Origin of the sequence: Corynebacterium afermentans subsp. afermentans (assembly GCF_030408355.1) — a bacterium.
Taxonomy (GTDB): Bacteria; Actinomycetota; Actinomycetes; order Mycobacteriales; family Mycobacteriaceae; genus Corynebacterium; species Corynebacterium afermentans.
This window is the reverse complement of the sequence record NZ_CP046606.1, coordinates 952,887-973,725: the sequence shown is the minus strand read 5'-3', so window position 1 is coordinate 973,725 and position 20,839 is coordinate 952,887. Positions and strand designations below refer to the sequence as shown.

18 protein-coding genes, 1 tRNA gene and 3 pseudogenes are annotated in these 20,839 nt (G+C 59.8%); 16 read left to right on the top strand and 6 right to left on the bottom strand.

The window, feature by feature from the left end; all coding sequences use genetic code 11:
- Window positions 1-104 precede the first annotated feature (104 nt).
- From CAFEA_RS04635 to CAFEA_RS04610, 6 genes are all read left to right on the top strand, one after another.
- Window positions 105-1,775, top strand: a complete 1,671-nt coding sequence (locus CAFEA_RS04635; protein ID WP_063937401.1) for an L-lactate permease — start codon at window positions 105-107, stop codon at window positions 1,773-1,775.
- Window positions 1,776-1,866: 91 nt separating this feature from the next.
- A complete protein-coding gene (locus CAFEA_RS04630; RefSeq protein ID WP_034999785.1) occupies window positions 1,867-2,652 on the top strand; it encodes a (Fe-S)-binding protein in 786 nt (261 codons plus the stop codon).
- On the top strand, window positions 2,649-4,202 hold the full coding sequence (locus tag CAFEA_RS04625) for a LutB/LldF family L-lactate oxidation iron-sulfur protein (protein WP_063937402.1): 1,554 nt from the start codon (window positions 2,649-2,651) through the stop codon (window positions 4,200-4,202). The genes CAFEA_RS04630 and CAFEA_RS04625 overlap by 4 nt, the downstream gene beginning before the upstream one ends.
- Window positions 4,203-4,877 (top strand): LutC/YkgG family protein, encoded by a 675-nt coding sequence (locus CAFEA_RS04620; RefSeq protein ID WP_063937403.1) that lies wholly within the window; start codon window positions 4,203-4,205, stop codon window positions 4,875-4,877. It begins immediately after the preceding gene.
- A 161-nt stretch (window positions 4,878-5,038) separates the two neighbouring features.
- Window positions 5,039-6,217, top strand: coding sequence for an IS1249 family transposase (locus CAFEA_RS04615; protein WP_063937531.1), 1,179 nt, complete (start codon window positions 5,039-5,041; stop codon window positions 6,215-6,217).
- 261 nt (window positions 6,218-6,478) lie between these two features.
- Window positions 6,479-6,555, top strand: a tRNA-Arg gene (locus tag CAFEA_RS04610).
- A gap of 151 nt (window positions 6,556-6,706) precedes the next feature.
- On the opposite strand, the pseudogene CAFEA_RS04605 reads toward CAFEA_RS04610, so the two are convergent.
- The 4 genes and pseudogenes from CAFEA_RS04605 to CAFEA_RS04590 form a co-directional block, all read right to left on the bottom strand.
- A pseudogene (locus tag CAFEA_RS04605) lies at window positions 6,707-6,934 on the bottom strand (helix-turn-helix domain-containing protein); the annotation flags it as partial.
- Window positions 6,935-7,320: 386 nt separating this feature from the next.
- Entirely contained in the window at window positions 7,321-9,135 is a 1,815-nt protein-coding gene (locus CAFEA_RS04600) for a hypothetical protein (RefSeq protein ID WP_253704941.1), read from the bottom strand.
- Between the two features lie 81 nt (window positions 9,136-9,216).
- Window positions 9,217-10,275, bottom strand: coding sequence for a site-specific integrase (locus CAFEA_RS04595; RefSeq protein ID WP_253704943.1), 1,059 nt, complete (start codon window positions 10,273-10,275; stop codon window positions 9,217-9,219).
- A gap of 119 nt (window positions 10,276-10,394) precedes the next feature.
- Window positions 10,395-11,501, bottom strand: a complete 1,107-nt coding sequence (locus CAFEA_RS04590) for a hypothetical protein (RefSeq protein ID WP_156490099.1) — start codon at window positions 11,499-11,501, stop codon at window positions 10,395-10,397.
- 116 nt (window positions 11,502-11,617) lie between these two features.
- On the opposite strand from CAFEA_RS04590, the gene CAFEA_RS04585 reads away from it, so the two are divergent.
- The 10 genes and pseudogenes from CAFEA_RS04585 to CAFEA_RS04545 all read left to right on the top strand — a co-directional run bounded on the left by CAFEA_RS04585 (window position 11,618) and on the right by CAFEA_RS04545 (window position 18,810).
- Complete coding sequence (locus CAFEA_RS04585) at window positions 11,618-11,980, top strand: helix-turn-helix domain-containing protein (protein WP_063937523.1); 363 nt, start codon at window positions 11,618-11,620, stop codon at window positions 11,978-11,980.
- 641 nt (window positions 11,981-12,621) lie between these two features.
- Window positions 12,622-13,392 (top strand): annotated as a pseudogene (locus CAFEA_RS04580) (HindVP family restriction endonuclease).
- Between the two features lies 1 nt (window position 13,393).
- On the top strand, window positions 13,394-13,966 hold the full coding sequence (locus CAFEA_RS04575; RefSeq protein WP_253704944.1) for a DEAD/DEAH box helicase: 573 nt from the start codon (window positions 13,394-13,396) through the stop codon (window positions 13,964-13,966).
- A 5-nt stretch (window positions 13,967-13,971) separates the two neighbouring features.
- On the top strand, window positions 13,972-14,430 hold the full coding sequence (locus CAFEA_RS04570; protein ID WP_063937407.1) for a hypothetical protein: 459 nt from the start codon (window positions 13,972-13,974) through the stop codon (window positions 14,428-14,430).
- A 165-nt stretch (window positions 14,431-14,595) separates the two neighbouring features.
- Window positions 14,596-14,679 (top strand): annotated as a pseudogene (locus tag CAFEA_RS11395) (DUF8602 domain-containing protein); the annotation flags it as partial.
- An 81-nt stretch (window positions 14,680-14,760) separates the two neighbouring features.
- Window positions 14,761-14,949 carry an HNH endonuclease signature motif containing protein gene (locus tag CAFEA_RS11390; protein ID WP_491044399.1) on the top strand — a complete coding sequence of 63 codons (189 nt, stop codon included), beginning with the start codon at window positions 14,761-14,763 and terminating at the stop codon, window positions 14,947-14,949.
- A gap of 68 nt (window positions 14,950-15,017) precedes the next feature.
- Window positions 15,018-15,656 (top strand): DUF6973 domain-containing protein, encoded by a 639-nt coding sequence (locus tag CAFEA_RS04560; protein ID WP_143313219.1) that lies wholly within the window; start codon window positions 15,018-15,020, stop codon window positions 15,654-15,656.
- A gap of 296 nt (window positions 15,657-15,952) precedes the next feature.
- The gene (locus tag CAFEA_RS04555; RefSeq protein ID WP_159437624.1) at window positions 15,953-16,720 is read left to right on the top strand and encodes an endonuclease/exonuclease/phosphatase family protein; all 768 of its coding nucleotides are present in this window, start codon (window positions 15,953-15,955) and stop codon (window positions 16,718-16,720) included.
- Window positions 16,721-17,168: 448 nt separating this feature from the next.
- Window positions 17,169-17,615: a P27 family phage terminase small subunit gene (locus tag CAFEA_RS04550; RefSeq protein WP_238635310.1), complete on the top strand. Its 447-nt coding sequence runs from the start codon at window positions 17,169-17,171 to the stop codon at window positions 17,613-17,615.
- A gap of 835 nt (window positions 17,616-18,450) precedes the next feature.
- A complete protein-coding gene (locus CAFEA_RS04545; RefSeq protein ID WP_076589919.1) occupies window positions 18,451-18,810 on the top strand; it encodes a hypothetical protein in 360 nt (119 codons plus the stop codon).
- Window positions 18,811-19,230: 420 nt separating this feature from the next.
- Here CAFEA_RS04545 and CAFEA_RS04540 read toward each other — a convergent pair whose 3' ends face one another.
- Together CAFEA_RS04540 and cmtR are read right to left on the bottom strand one after the other, a co-directional pair.
- A complete protein-coding gene (locus CAFEA_RS04540) occupies window positions 19,231-19,830 on the bottom strand; it encodes a cadmium resistance transporter (protein WP_200803038.1) in 600 nt (199 codons plus the stop codon).
- On the bottom strand, window positions 19,830-20,189 hold the full coding sequence (cmtR, locus tag CAFEA_RS04535) for a Cd(II)/Pb(II)-sensing metalloregulatory transcriptional regulator CmtR (protein ID WP_063937411.1): 360 nt from the start codon (window positions 20,187-20,189) through the stop codon (window positions 19,830-19,832). Before cmtR ends, CAFEA_RS04540 begins: the two co-directional genes overlap by 1 nt.
- Window positions 20,190-20,839 lie beyond the last annotated feature (650 nt).

Here is a 20,839-nt window from a genome sequence, read left to right as displayed (position 1 = left end):
GCAATAGGTCACACCAAAGCGAACCCCCTCCATTCGTCACTAATGGGGTTAGGGTGGCATATTGTTTTGCAGTCATTGCCCGTACCGACTCGAAAGAGCCTCCCATGGATCAATTCCAAGTGTTCACCGACGCGATCGGTGGCAGCGTGGGCCTCTCGGCGCTGGTGTCTACCCTGCCGTTGCTCACGTTCTTCATCATGCTGCTCGGATTCAAAGCCCGCGCGCACACCTCCGGCGCCGTCGCGCTCGTAGTTGCACTGCTGGTAGCCATCTTGGGCTTCAACATGCCCACCACCATGGCCATCTCCTCCGCCTTCCGCGGCGGTTTGTTCGGCCTCTTCCCCATCGTCTTCGTGATCCTGACGGCCATCTGGTTCTACCAGATCACCGTCGCATCCGGCCGATTCGAGGACCTGCGCACCGTCTTCGACAAGATGGGCAACGGCGACGTGCGCATCCAGGCGATGCTCATCGCGTTCTGCTTCGGCGGCCTGCTTGAAGCGCTGGCCGGCTTCGGCGCGCCGGTGGCGATTACCGCAACCATGATCCTCGCACTGGGCATCCCGCCGCTGAAGGCCGCGACCGTGGTGCTGCTGGCCAACACCGCTCCGGTGGCATTCGGCGCCGTGGGCATCCCGATCACCACCGCCGGCGAGGTCGGCGGCCGCACGGTCGAGCAGACCGAGAACATCGCGGCGATCATCGGTAACCAGACCCCGATCCTGGCGTTTATCGTCCCCTTCATCATCGCCCTGATCATCGACGGCAAGCGTGGCGTGCGCGAGACCGCGCCGGCAGCCTTCACCATCGGCCTCACCTTCGCCGTGGCCAAGTGGTGGACCTCCCACTACTTCGCGTACCAGCTCACCGACGTCGTGGCCTGCATCGTCGCGCTCGGTGCCGCGTTCCTGCTGCTGCGTTTCTGGCAGCCGAAGGGTCTCGAAGAGATGCGTCAGCGCCTTGAGCTGCCGGCACACACCGAGAATGCGGAGCTTCCGGGCCACCGCGTCTGGATGGCACTCATGCCGTACGCCGTCGTCGTTGTCATCTTCGGCCTGGCCAACCTCGGCAGCACCATTCCGAAGTGGCTGAACAAGTTCCAGATTTCCTTCCCCTGGCCGGGCCTAGACGGCAAGCTTCTCGACGCATCCGGCCAGGCCGTCAACAGCGACTACAACTTCGCCTGGATCAACAACCCCGGCACGCTTCTAGTCATCTCCGCGCTCATCGTCTCCGTTGCCTACATGGTGTTCAACGAGAACGGCCGCTACAGCCTGACCTGGGGCCAGGTGGGCAAGGAATTCACCGACACCGTGTGGAAGATGCGCTGGTCCGCAGTCACCATCGTGCTCGTGCTGGCACTGGCGTACGTGATGAACTACTCCGGCCAGACCGTGACCATCGGCGAGTTCTTCGCCAACCTCGGCCCGGCATTCGCGTTCTTCTCCCCGGTCCTCGGCTGGGTGGGCGTGGCCGTGACCGGCTCCGACACCTCCGCCAACGCCCTGTTTGCCAACCTGCAGGTCACCGCCGCGAACAACCTGGGCCTCAACCCGGATCTGCTGCTCGCCGCCAACACCACCGGTGGTGTTGTGGGCAAGATGATCTCGCCGCAGTCTCTCGCCATTGCCGCGACCGCGGTAAACATGGAGGGCAAGGAGTCCGAGATCTTCAAGAAGGTCGTCGGCTGGAGCTTCGGCTTCCTGGTTGCTGTGTGCGTGATAGTCTTCCTTCAGTCGAACGTTCTGAGCGTGCTTGCGCCGGTCGTTCCGTAACTGACAACCGAATATTGGAGCCCTCGAGGTCATCACAGCCTGCGGGGGCTTTCATTATTTCCCTGTGATCTCATCTTTTAGGAGTCCGAACATGCGAGTAGCGCTGTTTTCTACTTGTATCGGCGACGCCCTCTTCCCCGACGCGCACAAGGCTTCGGCCATTGTGCTTTCCCGCCTGGGCTACGACGTTGTCTTTCCAGAACAGCAGACCTGCTGTGGCCAGATGCACCTAAACACCGGCTATAAAGAGCAAGCCATTCCGATCATCGAAACTTACGTTGACGCGTTTTCGGACCCCTCCATCGACTACGTCGTCGCCCCCTCCGGTTCCTGCGCGGGTGCTGTGCGCGAGCAGCACGTCGAGCTGGCCGAGCGTTTCGGTTCCAAGGCACTGGCGGACGGTGCGAAGACCGCTTCGAAGAAGACCTACGACCTCTCCGAGTTCATCGTCGACGTCGCAGGCACCTACGACGTGGGCGCCTTCTTCCCTCACCGCGTGACCTACCACTCCTCCTGCCACTCCCTGCGCTTCCTCAAGGTCGGCGACCGCCCGACCGAGCTGCTGCGCCACGTCGAGGGCCTGGAACTGGTGGATCTGCCCAACTCCGAGGAGTGCTGCGGCTTCGGCGGCACCTTCTCTGTGAAGATGCCGGAGGTCTCCTCCGCGATGGTTTCAGACAAGGTTCGCCACATCAAGGACACGCAGGCCGAGTACGTCACCGCCGGTGACTCCTCCTGCCTGATGAATATCGCGGGCGCGATGTCCCGCCAGCACCAGGGCATCCGTGCTGTGCACATGGCGGAGATCCTCGCCTCCACTAAGGAGCACCCGCTGACCCCGACGTCCGCGGCGTACAAGAAGGAGAAGATGCTGTGAAGGTCGCACTCGGTCAACCCACCATGCCGCCGTACGCGAGCGGCCCGTCCCACCTGCGCGGCAAGGAGAAGTTCCAGAAGGCTGCGCACCACGAGCTCAACGACGTAACCAAGCGCCGCAACTACCAGTACGCCACCACCACCATCCGCGTGAAGCGCCAGGCTGTCGTGGATGAGGTGGACGATTGGCAGGACCTGCGCGAGGCCGGCTCCACTATCAAGCGCGACGTCGCTGCGCGCATGCCCGAGCTGCTGGAGCAGTTCGAGGAAAACGTGACCAAGCGTGGCGGCCACGTCCACTGGGCGCGCGACTCCAAGGAAGCCAACGAGATCATCCAGGACCTGGTCCGCGCCACGGGCGAGGACAAGGTGGTCAAGATCAAGTCCATGGCCACCCAGGAAATCGCCCTGAACGAAGAGCTGGAAAAGGCCGGCATCTTCGCGCAGGAGACCGACCTGGCAGAGCTCATCGTGCAGCTCGGCGAGGACTTCCCCTCCCACATTCTGGTCCCGGCAATCCACCGCAACCGCGCGGAGATCCGCGACATCTTCGCCGCGAAGATGCCGAACACGGACGAGACCCTGACCCAGGATCCGGCGGAGCTGGCTGAGGCTGCCCGCAAGTACCTGCGCCAGCAGTTCATGGAGGCCAAGGTGGCCATCTCCGGCGTTAACTTCGGCTGCGCGGATACCGGCACCGTCTCCATCGTGGAGTCCGAGGGCAACGGCCGCATGTGCCTGACCATGCCGGAGACCCTGATCACCGTCATGGGTATCGAGAAGCTGCTGCCGAACTTCGAGGACCTCGGCGTGTTCCTGCAGCTGCTACCGCGCTCCTCCACCGGCGAGCGCATGAACCCGTACACCTCCCTGTGGTCCGGCGTGACCGAAGGCGACGGTCCGCAGAACTTCCACATCGTCCTCCTGGACAACGGCCGCACCGCCGCCCTGTCCAGCGAGATCGGCCGCGAGGCCCTGAAGTGCATCCGCTGCTCCGCCTGCCTGAACGTCTGCCCGGTCTACGAGCGTGCCGGCGGCCACTCCTACGGCTCCACCTACCCGGGCCCGATCGGCGCGATCATTACCCCGCAGCTGACCGGCATCGACTCCTCGGACGACCCGAACGGCTCCCTGCCGTACGCGTCTTCCCTGTGCGGCCGCTGCAACGAGGTCTGCCCGGTGAAGATCCCGATCACGGACATTCTGCTGGAGCTGCGCTACCAGAAGGCGAAGAACGAGCCGAGCCACATCGAGCGCGCGGCGTTCGCTTCCCTGGCCCAGGTCTGGGGCCGCAGCGGCGTGTGGGACAAACTGGTGCGCATGGTGGCACTGGGCCGCGTGCTCGGCGGCTTCAACGGCAAGATCGACCTCATGCCGCCGCCGATTTCCGGCTGGACCGAGTACCGCGACGTCGCGGTGCCGCCGAAGAAGTCCTTCCGCCAGTGGTGGGGCTCCGAGGAAGCCGAGCGCCTGCTGGCCGAGGCCCGCGAGCAGGGCATCCCGGATGGCCAGAAGGTCACCGGTGAGCGTTTCGAGGAAGAGGACAAGTAAATGACTACTCGAGTAACCGGTAATTCTGCCCCGCGCGACACCCGCAACGAGGACGCGAAGCGCGAGATCCTCAAGCGCATCCGCGACGCGCAGCAGCTGTCCAACACGCCGGAGCAGGTGGAAGTGGTTCGCAACTACAACACCTCCTCCGACCTCGGCACCGACGAGCTGCGCGAGATCCTCATCGACCGCCTCGTGGACTACAAGGCGGACGTTGTGGAGACCACTGAGGCGACCCTCGCCGAGGACATCGTCAAGGTGCTTGCGGACCGCAAGTGCAACGAGGTCGTCTACGCCCCCGGCCTCGACGCCTCGCTTTTCGACGGCTTTGCTGGCACCGCCCGCCCGGATTCCAACGACACCGATCCGCGCGAGCTTTCCGACGTCGACGCCGTGATCACCGACTCCCAGGTCACCTCCGCGCAGACCGGCTCCATCGTGCTGGAGTCCGGCGACGTGTGCGGCCGCCGCGCCCTGTCCCTGGTGCCGGACCGCCACATCTGCATCGTGCGTCCTGAGACCGTCGTCTTCGGCGTGCCGGAGATGATCTCCCGCATCAATCCGGAGCGCCCGGCGACCATGATCTCTGGTCCGTCCGCGACCTCCGACATCGAGCTCGTGCGCGTCGAGGGCGTGCACGGCCCGCGCGACCTCATCGTGATGATCGTGAAGTAGGGTTAAACGACAAAAAGTGTGTCTGGAATCGACGATTTTCAGGGTTTGACCTGTAGGTTTCAGGGAAATATATGCTTCGGGGGCATATATTTAGGTCTCGAGCGTTCAATCCTCGGTGTGGCTGCCGTGATGTGCTATGTGCGGCGTGGTGTGGTGTCGCAATGTCAAAGAACCAACCACGCTGCCACTGCGGCGGAGAAATGAAACGAAACGGCACCACTAGCAAAGGCACCACCAGGTGGCGCTGCAAACGATGCGGCGCCTCCAGCGTGAAACGCAGAAGCGACATCACCAACGCGGCGGCGTTCACCGTCTTCATCGACCACCTCACCACCGGCGCCAGCCTCGATACCGTTGCCCGCCGTGTGGGGTGCTCACCGCGCACGATGCAACGTCGATTCGAACCGTTCTGGTTCGTTGATGTGCCTGACCCCACCGCCGGCCACGACAAGCGGGTCTACGACCAGATCTTCCTTGACGGCACCTACACCGCTGGCGGCTGCTTGATCGTCGCGGCGACGATCGACCACGTGATTGCCTGGCACTGGTGCAAACACGAAACCACCCGCGACTACCAACTGCTGCTTGAGCGCATCGAAGCCCCACTCATCGCCGTCATCGACGGCGGCCAAGGCGCATACAGCGCGATCAAAAAGTGCTGGCCGACTACGAAAATTCAACGCTGCCTCGTCCACGCCCAACGCGTGGTACGCCGCTACACCACCAGTAACCCACGCACCGATGCCGGGCGCACCATCTACCGACTTGCGCTGAAGCTGACCCGGATCACCACGCTGGATGAAGCCGCTGCATGGGGTGCGCAGCTGCACGAGTTCTCCACGCTCTACCGGTCATGGATGGACGAGAAAACCCTGGTCAAAGATCCCAAAACCGGTGCATGGACCCGCGTGTGGACGCATCACAACGTGCGCAAGGCATACAACAGCCTCAACCATCTTTGGCGGTCCGAGATGCTGTTTGTCTACCTCAACCCGCCAAAAGCAGTACTTCAACCAGAGTGGATCAAATCCACCACCAACAGCCTGGAAGGCGGCATCAACGCCCAGCTCAAACTGCTCGCCAGAACACACCGCGGCAGATCAGGTGAACGACAACGCCGCATGCTGGATTGGTGGCTCTATTTGAAAACGGAACTGCCTGACGATCCAGTACGAATCGCCAGTCAGTCCGACTGGGGCCAGGGCCAACTCGCCAAAGTATCCACCCTGACCCGAAACGAGAACGAAGCCGACCACGAAACCGGACGACCAGCCCTCTACGACAACGCTATCGACACCAACTACACACACTCAATCGGCATCCAAAAAGGCCAAATCTAACCCCCACGACACGCTGAATCAGACACACTTTTTGTCGTTTAACCCGTGAAGTAGCCGCCGATCTGGCATAACGAAACGGCCGGTCCCTTTCGGGGCCGGCCGTTTCGCTGTCATTGTTTCCCGTGTCACGCCGTTCCCGCGGCGCGCAGAAACGATTATGCGACATGGGTGTTGCAAATCCATGGGGTGAAGCTGGGAGTCACCCTAGGGTTCGTTCCAATTTCGTTGGCTGTAATGCCGGGTGCTAATCTAGACGGCATTGTCTCCGTAGCTCAGTGGATTAGAGCATCGGTTTCCGGTACCGAAGGTCGCAGGTTCGAATCCTGTCGGGGACACCACTGTCATGAGTCGCGTCATGCTTGACGCATGAGTCGCGACATGCTGGACGGACCGGCATCCCAGTTGTTTTTGTTCTGGGGTGCCGGTTTTGTTCATTCGGGGGGGGGGCAGTGGTGGGTCGCCGTGTTTCCAGTAGGCCTTTTGGTAGTCGCGGGCGGTGATGATGTCGTTGCGTAGTGCTTCCGGCACGGCGTGCGGGTGGGTGTGAGGGGCGCGTGATTTCGGTGCGATTGCTTCGGCGCCGCCTGCGTCGTAGGCGTTGAGGATCTGGTGGACGCGTTGCCGTGAGATGCCGAAGCGTTTGGCGACGCTGGTGGGTGTGCCGCCTTGATCTCTGACGGCTCTGACGATGGCGATGTTGCGGTTAGGACTGTTCATAGTGTCAAACATGTCCCGACTCACCAGTCAAACATCACCGACACGACTGAAGTAACCCTAAGTGTCAACAATGACGCGACTGACCTGTCAAGGATCACAACGCCTTCCGCAGGCACACCCCGTCAAATATGTCGTGACTTCAGACACTGTCGGGGACACCACTTGACCAGGGGGTTTCACGAAACTGTTCCAATCTTTTCACGAAACCCCGCGCCGGCCGAAGGAAAACGGCCGCGAACACAAAAATGACCCGCTCCGTTCGTTCGGAGGGGTCATTTTTCTTTGCGTGAGCGCCGTTTTGAGCCGAATTTCGGCACTCGCCCACGACCTCTAGGCCACGGGCTTCGTCCTCGTTGTGTGAGGACCAGCCGGTGGCCTTGGTCGGGCTATGCCGCGAGTGGTGGGGCGTTCGGGTTCGCCTGCGCCCCCTCCCGCTCGCGTCCGCGGGTCTTGCGCCCGTCCGGAGGGGTCGTGGGAGGCGTGGGCTTCTTCGGGAAGCGCCAGCGAGACTCCGCAGAAAGCAGACCAATATTGGCTGCGACGGCGGACATGACAGCCGAAATGGCTTGCGCGGCCCAGCCACGCATAAGGCGCATGGTCGGGTCGCCGTGGCCCTGGTGGCGAGAAGACTTCACACGGTCGTTGCGCGACTCAATGGTATTTCGGCGGTGGTACTGCTGTTGCCACTCTTTCGTGCCGTATGGAGCACCCTGGCTCAGGAACTTGGCACCGTCTTCCGGAGTGTTCTGCACGGTAATAGAGGTCTGCGAACATACGGAACCGCACATGCCGGAGGTCGGCACTTCGCTTTCGAGCAACCGCTCCTTCGGGCGGTTCGGGTGCTTCTCCTGCGAGCGCGGAACAAGCGGGCAGGTCACCTTTGCGGTTTTGGAGCGTGCAGGGCACTGGAAACGCTGCTTGCCGTCGCCCTTGACAGGCTTGCCGAGCGGGACAAGTTGGAGTTTCTTCCGCTCTTCCAATAGGGCGTAGTACTCGTTTTCCTCAATGGCCCCGTTCTGAAAGTCTGCGGTGGCGTTGACCAGGCGCTGACGCGCCTTCATTACCGGGCAGTAGAGTTGCCCGTCCACAACGACCGCGCCGGAGGCGAGCTCGGTCTGGAGCCCCAGCTCGTTCTTCTTGTAGTCGCCAATAAGGTCGTAGCCTACTTTGCGAAGCGGTACCTGGAGGTTCTCGGCCTTTTGACCGGGAAGGTAGAGACGGTCAGCAAGGAAGCGGCCACGCGGTAGTTCCGGGCGCTCAAGCACGTTCGTCAGCGAACGAAGCGCACGCTGCCACGGCTTCGCACCGGGGCGGTGGAACGACATGCCGAGAATAAGCGACGGCAGACCGCCTTCTTTGCCTATGCCGTCGCCCTCCATGGTGGCGAAGGTCGCTTCGCCGGCCCACATGGCGTCGCCCTTGGCACCCTTCGCGTCGCCGTCGTGGTCGTCGCGGCCCTTCGAGTAGTTGCCGAGCGTCGGCGTGGACGCTACCTTGCGGTGGCCTGGCACCTTGCCCGCCAGCATGTCCTGCTTGTTCGGGTTGCCCTTGGCAGAGACTTTGAACGCAGTGCCGTCGACGGCCACGTCGCCGTTCCAGGTGCCGAGTTTGTCGCCGAACTTCTCGACCGTCGCCCACAGCAGGCGGTTGGAGAACTCGTCGCAGCGCGCCATGCGTTTTTCTGCGAGCAATTCTTCCTCGGTTGGCTCATAGCCCTTCTTGGAGGTTTTCTTCGAGTCCAGGCCAAAGAGGTCCATGAACTCAAGCCACTCGTCGACGGTGTGGCGGCCGTGACGGGAGACCTGCGGGTACGGCTCCATAGTCGCCCGCACGCGGTCAAGCCCACGCCAAATGCGGTGGTACCACTCGTCGTAGTAGTCCATTCGACCCTCGACGGTGGAGAGGTCAACGTCCTCGTTGACGAGCGAGAAGTAGTCGCGCATGTAGGGCTTCATGCCGAAGGCAACTACCTCGGACATGCGGGCGACCAGTTGCGCGCGCTTGGTCAGCGCCATGTGGACCCACAACACAATGGCGGTGCGAATGGTCACGTAAGGCGGGCGACCACCGCGGCCTACTTGGAGCCCGTCCTCAATACGCCAGCGCTCTACCAGTTCAACTACACCGGAGGCGTCAACGAGGTCGGCGGCGTACTTGAGTTGAGAGAAGTTCTCTTGCGTTTTCGGGTACAGGTTCGCCATGTCGTTGTCACCTCCTCGTGTGGGTTGTTTTTGGCAATAAGAGACCCACCTGGTGTCGCCACCAGGGGAAATGTGGTTGGTTTAGAGTGCGCCCTGAATGAGTGTCAGACCGCTCTGTGTTTCGCTTGCGCGAGTGCCGTGCAGCAGTGCTCGGACCTGGTCCTCGCTATGACGAGGCGCGGAAATGAACCGCCTGTAGTGCTGCAAGTCGTGGAGTCCTGCGGCCTGAAGCACCGCGGTCTCCGGCACGCCCTTGTGGATCTGGTTGACCACCCAGGTCGTTCTGGCCCGCGCCACGTCTACCGCTTCGGTTGGGTGGAACGAGCGCTTGGTAAAGGTTGCAACCGTGCCGTGGCCGGCCGTCGTGCGACGGGGACGGAAAAGCCAGGAGTCCTCGCCCGCAGCAAGTTCTACTGCCTCGGCAATGGCGCCTGACCACTCGTGCTCGACAGGCACGACGCGCTCGGCTGCGCCCCGGTAGCCGGAGGCCAGAAGCGTCAGCCCCAGGCTGTCCTGCGACACGTCGCGTGCGGTGAGCCCCGCAACCTCGCAGGAGCGAAGGCCAGCGCCAAGGGTCAACGCCAGCAGCAGGTGCGCCTGACGGCGACGCTCCTCAGTGCGCTCACCGTTCGCCCAGACGCGCAGTGTCGTGACCTCGTCCTCGGTGTACGGAGCCGAGCCAGAGTCGGAGCCGTACTCGGGGCGAAGACGCGGAGCGTCGAAGTCCGGGTTGTTGGCGAGACCGACCTTGCGAAGCACAGCGCGAGACGAGCCGCGGACATGGGTGGTGTCGGAGGCCAGTTCGTTGTGCGAGAAGGCAGACACCATGTCGTCGGTGAAGACAGCCTCGACCGACAAGTCGCGGCCAGTGTGAAGAACGAAGTTGCAGAGTTTTGTCACCAGTCGCAGCGCATTGCGGGTGCGGTCTGCGGTCCAGGTGTCCTCGACAGTGTTGCCAACGGCAGTACGGACGAAACCGGAAAGTTCGCTCCAGCGCTCCTCGGTGACAACCTTTGGTGTGTAGGCAGCAATAACCTCGAACGGGTCGGTGCGTTTGACGGTGTTCATGTTCAATTTGCCCTGTCCGACCAGGCAGGTGGTGGTCGCCTGGTCTTGTTCCGTGGTGGTGGAATTGAACACCAGCCTGGGTCGACACCTTAAGGTCGTCAAGGTCCATGCTGTCGCTACCGCGACAGCGCGGAGCATGGACAAACGCTTGCGACGCATAAGGAATGAGACATGTTTGCACGTCACGGCACTCATTTCTTACCTCCGTCGATAACTTCAAACATGGAACGTTGTTTCCGCGCCTGTTCGTCAGCTACACCCGAGCGGGGGTACTGTTCTTGCTGCTGAACAGGTACGTCGGCCGCATTCATGCGCTTGGCCTTGTCCCCAGAACCCGTTTCTTTCGCGACAGGCGCCGAGGGTGACGGGGTCGGTTGCCAGCGCTGGTCAGCTCGCAATGCCGGCCAGTTCGTGAATGGGTCGACCAACTCGCGAGCATGATCTTCTATGGGGTCGGGGCGTACACCGTCTTTCCGGGAGAACTTCAGGTAGGGGTACAAAAACTTTGTGCCTAGCGCGGTGGCCGCAACGTCTGCGTTTGTGGTCGCGGCCACCGCCACGTACCAGGTCATGCGCAGTCGAGCCGGAAACACTTTGAACTCTCTTCCGACGTTGAGAGTCTGTAGCGAAGCTGGTTTTTCTTTGCCGCCCAGTAGGAGCTGGTCGGGTTCCCGCCTGCCCCGAAGTTCCAAAAGCGCCTGGGTGAAGACGGTAGCCACCGGACGCGGCGACTCACCATGCCCTTGCGGCACCCACACGACACCGTTGTTGTCCTCGCGGATGTCTCCGGCTTTCACCGTCACGGCCTGTTTGCCCATCAACCCGGCACCGAGACAGAGTGCGAGTGCTCCTTCTGTGAGCTCACGGCTGTACTGCGTCGTACGTGCAACCGCCCATTGGCGAATTTTCGGGAAGTCTTCCGGCAGATACGGCCTCGCATACCCCTTCTTCGGCTCGTCATCGGAACCCTCAATGTCTAGCGAATACCCGAGGCTGAACTCAGCGATTCGCACAAGAGCAAGACGCTTCGCGTAGTAGGCGTGCATGTTTTCAGGCACAACCGCGTGGATATTCTCCACCGCAAAGACCGACTCCGGGGTGAGGTCTCGCCCCTGAAGATACACGCGGTCGCTTGCTTGAACCACGAGCGAGGTCATGTTTGGCAAGGACGTCGGACCGTAGGGCGAAATATCACCAAACCCGCTCACCGCGACATAGGACGAAACGGTTTGGGTGACAAAGTCACGCAAGCGGTGTGCGTGCGCGCCGGAGACATGCTTGAACAGCGCTTGCTGCACTGCTTTCTCCACGCGAGGGTTTACAGGCATGCCGGCCACCCACCTCGTACCAGGTAGCGCATAACCCCACTACCCCCGGAGTGCTTCGCAAGCGCAGAGCCAGTAGCGTCAACCTCGTGGCTTTCCCACTTGCACCCAGAGACGCTTTCCCCGACTGGCCGGATATAGACCCCACCGGCCTGCCGGAGGCCTATGCGCGTGCATGGACGCTTCGCGACAACCTGACGAGGACTATTGAGCGGTTCATTGCTAACGGGTGGGCGAGCTCGCAAAGCGACTTCGCCAACAGGTGCGGCGTGTCGCACTCGGCCTTGAGCACATGGCTGAGCGGTTCCAAGTGGCCGGCGACGTGGCTCGTGCAGCGCGTCGAGTACGCCACCCAAGCGCCACTGTGGCCGCGGCAGGTTGCCGCGAAGACAGACCGCAGGCCGCTTGGAGGCGACTACGACTTCCCGCCGCTGGAGCACGAACGGGGGTAATTGCAGGTGTTGATTTGCGTTTGTTTCCATGGCTAAAAATGGTGGCACACCCCGAAAAGTAGGGGTCCGGGGTGAAAGGGTTCCAATAGGTTGAGGCTATGTGACGACGACAAAACGTCGGGATGTTCGAAAGTCCGTCGACATGTCGACACATCTCTCACTTTCGCCACCTTTTTACTTACTCCGTCCGGGGGTGATTTTCTTTTACATTCGCCCGCTATCGGGGATGTATGTGAGATATATCACCACAAAGCACGAATGATGAGACCTTGTTTTCTGCGAAATAGACCAATCCTATAACTTGATACGGTTCGCTCAAGTCTCATTTCGTCATAGCATCGACCCGATAATTGCACCTGTTTTTCCTATTACCCGTGTCATACTTCCCGAGGAGAAGAAGAACACGCCCACGACGACGGAGCACCTAGTGAGCCTCTTGTACGGAATGCAGAACGCAAGCCACGATTCAACGTCCCGGAAATTTTTAGGGAAGAACATATTCACCAATGCGTTCCCCCTGTCGCTAGCGAACTATATCCACCTTGAGCGCGGCCTAGACATCCCAGTTGTTTCCGCAACGGTCGGTGCTGGCGGAGAAATTGAAACAGAGCACGTTCCCACGCCATGGCCCGTAATCATCAATGCAGACCCAGCAACTGCGCGGTGGCAGTTTGAGGGGGATTTATTCTGAGTATAGAAAGTTCACCAGAGATGTCCCGAACGGTTCTGATGTCGTGGTGGTCGATGAAAGTGGGCACCACAGGAGCGCGTTTGAAATCAAACTCGTGGTAGTTCCAACATCAGGTTCGGCACACCGGAACCGCGAAGACCAGCTCTGCGAATTGGTTATCCGCCCCGCCTCAATTGAGCAACTTGCCTTCTCAATTGCCAGGTAATACGGCGTAGAGCAGATGAAAACGCTCCGGAGAATCATCGTTGATGCGCTCCAAACGCCACAGGACATCGTGTGGTCCAATAAATCCAAGATGATTGAAAAGCGCGCAGAACTTATCGAGGCGGTAGAAGAAATTATCCGCAACGGAATCGAAGAGCAAACCCCGTTGGTCATTGTGGCCGAATGGAGAACTATTGGTCAATCGCCGCGCCTGGACGAAAACACCTTTGATGTTTTCGTTATTACTGATATGGCGCTTCTAACCCTGTTTACCGAGACCGTGAAACGCGACCCAGCAAACACCATCAGCCGGCCGTATCGTTCTCTCATTTGGCTTCTGAAGTCACTTTTCGACTACAGCATTCAGGAATCTCTTCAGTTTGTGAACGTCACGAACCAACTCAATTTCGGCCTCCAGTCCGATAAGTCAGCAGCATTCACCAACCGCGCCACCGAACTCCTCTACGGGGACAACTTCCTGCACCGAGCGACGGGTGTACGACCAGATGGTGCGTGACATGGTGCTCGACCTGGACGGGCAGGTGGTGGATGCCGTCAACGCCGCAGCCCTCTCGGGCAAGCTCATGCAGTTGGCCTCCGGCGCGGTTTATGACGACGCCGGGGAGAGCGTGGAGGTTCACGCCCGCAAGCTCGACGCCTTGGAGGACCTTGTTGAGGCTGCGAACGGGCAGCCGCTTCTGGTGGCGTACCGGCACAAACACGACGCCCAGCGAATCTGTCAGCGCTTCCCGCAGGGACGTATGTTGACCACCTCCGACGACTTCACCGCGTGGAACGCCGGCGACATTCCACTGGCGTTGATCCACCCCGCCAGCGCGGAGCACGACTTGAACCTCCAATCCGGTGGGCACCTGCTGGTCTGGTTTTCGCTCACCTGGAGCTTGGAGCTTTACCAGCAGACGAACGCTCGGCTGCACCGGCAAGGCCAAACCCAACCCGTCACCATCACCCACCTCGCCACCGCCGGCACCATCGACGAGCAAGTCCTGGCAGCCCTGGAAGCGAAGAACACCACGCAGGCCGCGCTGATCCAGGCCGTGGCCACCACCCTCAACCCCGAAAGGAAGTAACCCTCATGCACGTGATGAGCAAATACATTGACACCTATCGTGCGACGGTGGCCGCATTGGAGGACTACGTGGCCATGCAGCACATCCTTCAGACCACCGACCAGGCCATCAAGGACAAAGCCGAGAAACTCTACTGGTTCAACATCCCCGCCCCGGAAGGGATGCCGCCGGTGCGAAACCCCAAGGCTAGTGAAGACAGCATCGCCGCTGGCACGGACCGGGTGGATGCTTACCAGCAGCGCTACGCCCAGGCACGGGAGTACAGGGACTGGTTCCTGTCCTCATGGGGCACATTGGGCGAGGATGACAGGTTCGTGTTGGACACGTTCTTTTTCGCTGCCGACGATGTCTCCCAAGAGGATCGGTTGCGGGCGGTGGCTGACCGGTTCTTTGTGGAGCGCACCACCGCTCACGCCAAGAAGTCTCGCGCGGTACGCAGACTCGCCTCCGCACTCTACGGATGAACCCACGCGTTTGCGGGTATCGCAAAGAGCGGATAATTTCGACGCTTGCACCCTCTACTGTGGTAAGCAGTCGGTAATCAGGTCAAGCCCCCAGTAGGATTCTGTTGAGGGCTTTGCCATGCATGCGAAGGGTGGTGAACAATGTAGAAGTGTCCAGCAAAGCCGTGCCGGTATCCCGGCTGCCCGCAGCTCACCCACGAGCGCTACTGCTCGGTGCACGCGAAAGTTGAGACTGCACGCTATCGCAAGTACCAGCGCGACCCAAAGATTAACCGCCGCTACGACAAGGCGTGGAAGCAGGTACGCAAGCGGTATCTCGCGGCCCACCCGTTGTGTGAGGACTGCCAGAAAGCAGGGCGGGTCACGCCAGCGGCCGAGGTGCATCACATCCAACCACTCTCGAAGGGTGGTACGCATGATGAGAGCAACCTTAGAGCGTTGTGTAAGCCCTGCTACTCTAGGCAGTCCGCGGTGGATGGTGACCGGTGGCGGCAAGCCCCACGCGTCTACACGTATTAGCGAAGTGTGGCTCACCACACATTGTCAATAGGGGTGCGATCTGGCAGATACTGTGTTACGGTTTTGTCATGGTGCAATCTCAAGCAAAAGATCCTACGTTAAAACGCACGCTCCGAACTCCGATTGTCATCACCGCCTTGGCTCTCACGTTCGGCCTCGGCACAACACCAGCATGGGCTGAAGAAACACAAGATGCTAACACGCAACCCACTTCAGCAAGTTACTACTTGACCACAGACCAGCTTCAGAGGTTCAGCCTTGACGCTCTTGACGTCGGCGAGTCGCAACCTGTCCGACCGGATGAGTTCACCACTTACGGATACTATCCTGGTGGGATGAACGGTGCAGAAGCTAGGTTCTGTGCGCAACCCTGGAACTTTGGTAAATGCGCATCCGCTAAATCGGCATCAGATGATGCCCTTGCAAGATCCCGGGCCAAGTTCGACGAGTATTCTCTTTCTCTGGGTAAGGGTGACGCTTACCGCCATTGCTATTGGAGTGCCAGAATGACCATCGACATGGGCGTGGGAGAAGCTCAGGGGTTCGGTGATCGCCATGAAGCTGAATCTTCTGGCCCTGATAAGGAGATGGATCTCGCTAACAACGCAACTGGTCGATCAGTTGGTCAAAGCTATCGCACCTATGATAGCGCCTCCAACCGTTGTGAATGGCTTGCACGCAACAACCGGTTGGTGACGTTACGGTAGCTGACCAGAGTCCAATGAGCCGTGACAATTGGGAAGCCTTGCACCAGAGTGGTTCCAAAGGATTACTCTGGCGTAAGGCTATGTTTGTTTGCGGGATTGTGTTGGGCTGCTTTTCCTGTATTGTGGGGCTATTCCCACAGTTTGGGGTTGCCAGATCGTTGAGCGTCTACCTTCCCTTCGCTCAGGTGCTAGCTTTCCCGCAAGCACTGGGGCTGGTGATACTACTCCTTGGCGGGTGTGCTACCGGTGTCGGTTGGCGGAGGCGATGGTCAAGACTTGCCCTAACTTCTTGTTTAGTGTGGATTGTCGCGGGAGCAGGATTTTTGTTCGCTCCGAATGGCATCCCACATCAGGTCAGCGGCCAACAACATTCCACCGTTACAGAGGGGAACCTGACGGTCGTTACGTTTAATACGGGATCAACGCTGACCGCCAGCGATTTCCAACAACTTGTCAGTACATGGGATCCCGACATTATTGTTTTGCCCGAAACGTCCGGCTATGAGCTTCGTGAAGCGATAGAAACGTCAAAATATGACGGGCAGCTCTTTGAAACTCGTAATGATGGTCTTCCGAACACTTATACAGGGCAAATCGCCCCCACGTCAGTTGTAGTAAATAAAAGGCTTGGAGCAGCGCACTTTACACGAGGCCCGGTAACATCATTCGGAACAGTTGCCATCGAGTTTGACGATGCTCGGCTTCCTGTGATTCTAGGGCTACATACAGCACCACCGTTGCCTAGACTTATGAATCAGTGGCGGGATGACATCAATCGTGTCGTTGAGTTTGGTAACTCGATACAAAAACCGCTTATAATCGCGGGCGACTTTAACGCCACTCTTCGCCACGGTCCTCTTGCCACTAGAGGCAGGCTTATTGATTCGCAAGAGCTCTGTTCAACCACCCCCACTGGTACTTGGCCAGCTGGTGCGCCCAACCTTTTAAGATCACCCATCGACCATATCTTCGTAACACAAGGAATAACAGCCCACTCCTGTCAAGTGCAGCAGATTGGTTACTCCGATCACCTCGCTTACAAAACTCAAGTAGCTGTTCAGTGAGTGTTTTAGCACTGCTTAGAGTTGATGCCTCTAATCATTTTCGCAGCATAAAACGCGTTGCAAGCGATTCTGAGCGCCTTAGGTTCTCGGTGGCGGTTTGAGTCGTTTTTCTTCCGTTCGACGCTCTGCGGGGCCTACAGGCCCCGCAGGGGGCATGAAATCTCTAGTGCCTAAGCTATAGGCTGGCGGGCTAGGCCCTCCGCGCACAAAAGTCCCGAATCAAACCCCTGACTGACCTATCAAACCCAGGAAGGAGGTGGGCTCGCGGCCAAGGACGGTACCAACTGCGGCGGCAGACGCGTCCGCGCCGGCGCGAAACCCGATCCCCTCAAGGACAAGCTCGAAGTCGGCAAACCCGCCTCCAGGCTGCTCGAACCCGCCGACCTGGACCCCTTCGGCCTGGACGGCGTGGACATGGGTGAAGGCGCTGTACTCGACGGGGAATACTATGCCCGAACCTTCCGCCTACCTGTCCGCGACACAGCGTGATGGTCAGCCGGTGCTGGCTGGGGAGCTCTACCGGGAAACCTGGGCCTGGCTCGACGCACGCGGTGTTGCCTCCTTCGTATCCCCAAGATTGATTGAGGCCTACGCCCAGGCATTCGCCCGCTACATCCAGTGCGAGGAGGCGATTACCAAGTTCGGCCTGCTCGGCAAGCACCCAACCACGGGGGCTGCGATCGCGTCCCCGTTCGTCGCCATGAGCCAGAGCTTTTCTAAGCAGGCGAATGTGTACTGGTACGAGATCTACGAAATCGTCTCTTCTGTGCCTTGGCACGCAGTTCTTCTAATGGCACGTCGCGCGCAGCGAGGAGTTCCTCTTCGGTCGGCTCGGAGGGGTCGAACATGGCGACATAATATGCAGGGTGGGTGTTCCGCGGCCAGTGTGAAGTGATGCTAATGCCAGTCCCCACTCTGTAGTTGCGCCACCGGCCGCGCCAAGTAAATGTGTGCCCTACGTTCCTACTTCTCCTTGATTTTCGAGATTCAGGGGTACGTTCCACGTATCCGATTCAGAGGTTGGTCACGTTTGAGAGGAGACGCTTCGATGGTCCAAAGACAGAAGAGGTTGCAAGAGAAGCCTCGCTACAGCGAACACATGCGACCAATCCTGGAGCATCAAAATGATTCCCGAAATCCGCTGTGGAAGAGGTGGCAATTATGGGTGGCGGTTCCCCTTGTACTCCTTCTGCTGGCTCTCGGGTACGAGCGCTTTTCGGAGTACCAGGTGCGTCAGCAGATAGCGGCCGAGAAGCAATTCGTAGACGAGCGCTGCCGTGAAGAGGTTACCGCCTACGCCAAATACCCTGGGGGGTAGTATTTCAAGACCCAATTTCCTCGGCGTACATGTTGGAGGAAGAGGACGACGAGTTCTACCTCGGCCGAAAACGCCCAGAAGAGACCTACGTGTACCGACAGACCGGGAACGTTGATTTTCCCAATGCATTCGGGACACCGCTTCGATACGGCTATTCGTGCATTTATGCGGTAACAGAGGACCTAAGCGTGGCCGACTCTAAGGTGATACTGTCCGAAACAGATGAAAATGGGGTATCGCGGCGCGTAACGCCTCGATAGCCCATCTCGCCTGTCGATACGCGCCACGTATCGGAAAATCGTAGGGTGGGGCCGACCTCTCCGCCCCGTGCAAATCGGCCCCTTCAGATGATTGGTCGCACCGTCCCACTGAGAATACTGTCGCTAGATACACAGAATGCTACAAGTTCAAGGTGTCCGTCGCGTTGAACGACGACGGGTTCCGTTACGCGTACCGTGACGAGCCCCGAGACGGGGACGAATGGCTCACCTCGCATAAGGGTTTTGGCGGGGCTAAAGGAATTGCCGAAGCCATTGAAAACGGAGCCGAACCGCGGTGGCTCACGACGAAAGAAGAAGTTCAGCAGTGGGAAGACGAGCACCCCGGAACTTGGTTTCTTGACCTCAACATTCTCGCGGCGTTGAAGCGCGAGGACTTGCCGTGGGGCACGGTGCGAGACATTGAGGAGGAGTTCACGCTCAACTGGGACCGGGACAAGGACTGGGCGCTGCCGCTTGTGGTGCTCGTGCCCGCTGAGGAAGCCGCTGGGTAGCAGCGTTAGTAGTCGGGTGTCGTGTAACCGGAGGCGAAACCCGGTGTAACCGGGGTGTAGCCGCGGACCTGTTATAACTGGTCAGGCGGTTTCATAAAAGCCCCGACCAGGGGTTTCACGAAACGGTACCAATCTTTTTACGAAACCTCCTGCCAGCCGAAGGAAAACGGCCGCGAACACAAAAATGACCCACTCCGCTCGTTCGGAGGGGTCATTTTTCTTCGTCTCAGCTGTAGTAGATGAACAGTAGAGGCGCTTGCACTCAAAGGCTGTGGCTTCGTTCAACTGATGGCGCGGTTTTTGCAGCGCTCCATGGCGGTCTTGTTGCTGCGATCACGCAGGACTGGCTGCGGGTAGTTGTTGGGGTCTGAACCGAGAGGGGTGCGCCCGGTCGGGGCCGTTTGGAACACTGACGCTACGTCAGAGCCCGAAGGCTCCGCCGCTGACGAGGATCACGATGCCGAGGCCGATGAGAACGATGGGAAAGAGGATGTCCTCCCAGCGTTCGAGGACTTCCGCGATCGGGGGGCGGGTGGCGACGAACTTTGCCAGGGCCACCAGGACCGCGACGAGCGCGAGGAAGATAACACAGTAGGCGACCACTGCGAGAGGTTCCACGCTAAGGAATACAGGGGTGTAGACACCGATGTTGTCGCCGCCATTGGCAAAAGTGACGCCTGCGACGGTCCCCACGCCGACCTTCTTGCCGGCAACCTTGGCCTCGTCGTCATCGTCGTCATCGTCTCCGCGCCAGGCCTCCCATGCGGCCCAGAGGCCGATGCCCAACGGGATGAGACCAAAGTATGGAATGGCTGCCGGGGGCAGAAATGCTCCGGCGCCGATGGTCACAAGGATCGCGGCGACGAGGATGCCGGCAAATCCGAGGTACTGGCCGGCCAGAATACGGGCGGTGGTGCCGCTCTGGCCTGCCCCTCGAGCGAAGAAGAGGGAGAGCACGATGATGTCGTCGATGTTGGTAGCTGCGAACAGGCCTATCGCCTGCAAGACCGTGGTGAGCATTACGCGCCCTCCCCAGCTACGTCGCATCCGGGAAGCGTGCAGGCGGGATCCATGCACGGGGCGTCTTCGTCTACTGCCAAGGTGGCATCGACCAGTGTCGTCAGTGCCTGCGCCAGGTGCGGATCGGCGATCTCGTATCGTGTCCGACGCCCCTCGGGCTCGGAGACGACGATCCCACAATCGCGCAAACATGCCAGGTGGTTGGACACGTTCGGGCGTGTCAGGTCCAGATCTAGGGATAGTTCCGCCGGGTAGGCGGGATGGTCGAGCAGGGTCAAGATGATCCGGGATCGAGTGGGGTCGGCCAGTGCACGACCCAGGCGGTTCATCACGTCGAGACGCGAAGCAATAGTCAGCATGCACTGAACTATACAGCGATCACTGAACTAGTCAAGTTCCGGGTAGCGGTGCAGCTGTGTGTGCTGCTCAAGAGACAGTGGAAGGAGCAGAGATGGCAGAGATTCCGGCAAAGTTGCGAAAACAGCGTCGCCGGCTCGAGATTCAAGTTGCGCACGAGCCTGGCGTAGTTCAGGAGATCGGTTTTCAGGCCCCAAGCAATGATCCGAACGGGACAAAACTCGATGGCCTCATCATCTTGAACCGGGAAGGCTCGAACAAACTTATCTACCTCATCCGCAGCCTCGACTCGATTCCCGTTTGCAGCGGGGACACCTCGGGGTTCGACGACGGTTCGCGCCGCCAAGGAGAGCCTTGCCGGATGGATTGCCGAGAGGGACAACGAGGGAGACAACACTGGCGACGGTGCATACTTGGTTGAACCACGCTCGTTTCTGATGATCGGCCCATGTGCGATTTGTGCCGCGCCCAAGGCAACCGAATTGGCTCGAAGTTCGGTGGAGCGTGGAGCTTGCCGAGAGGCAGGAAGAGGCGGAAGCGGAATTTCCTGACTTCCCGTTCTAAGGAGCGCTCCTGCTCACGTCATATAATTGACTTCTGTCGTGTAACCGGAGTCGGAACCCGGTGTAACCGGGGTGTAGCCACGAACCCG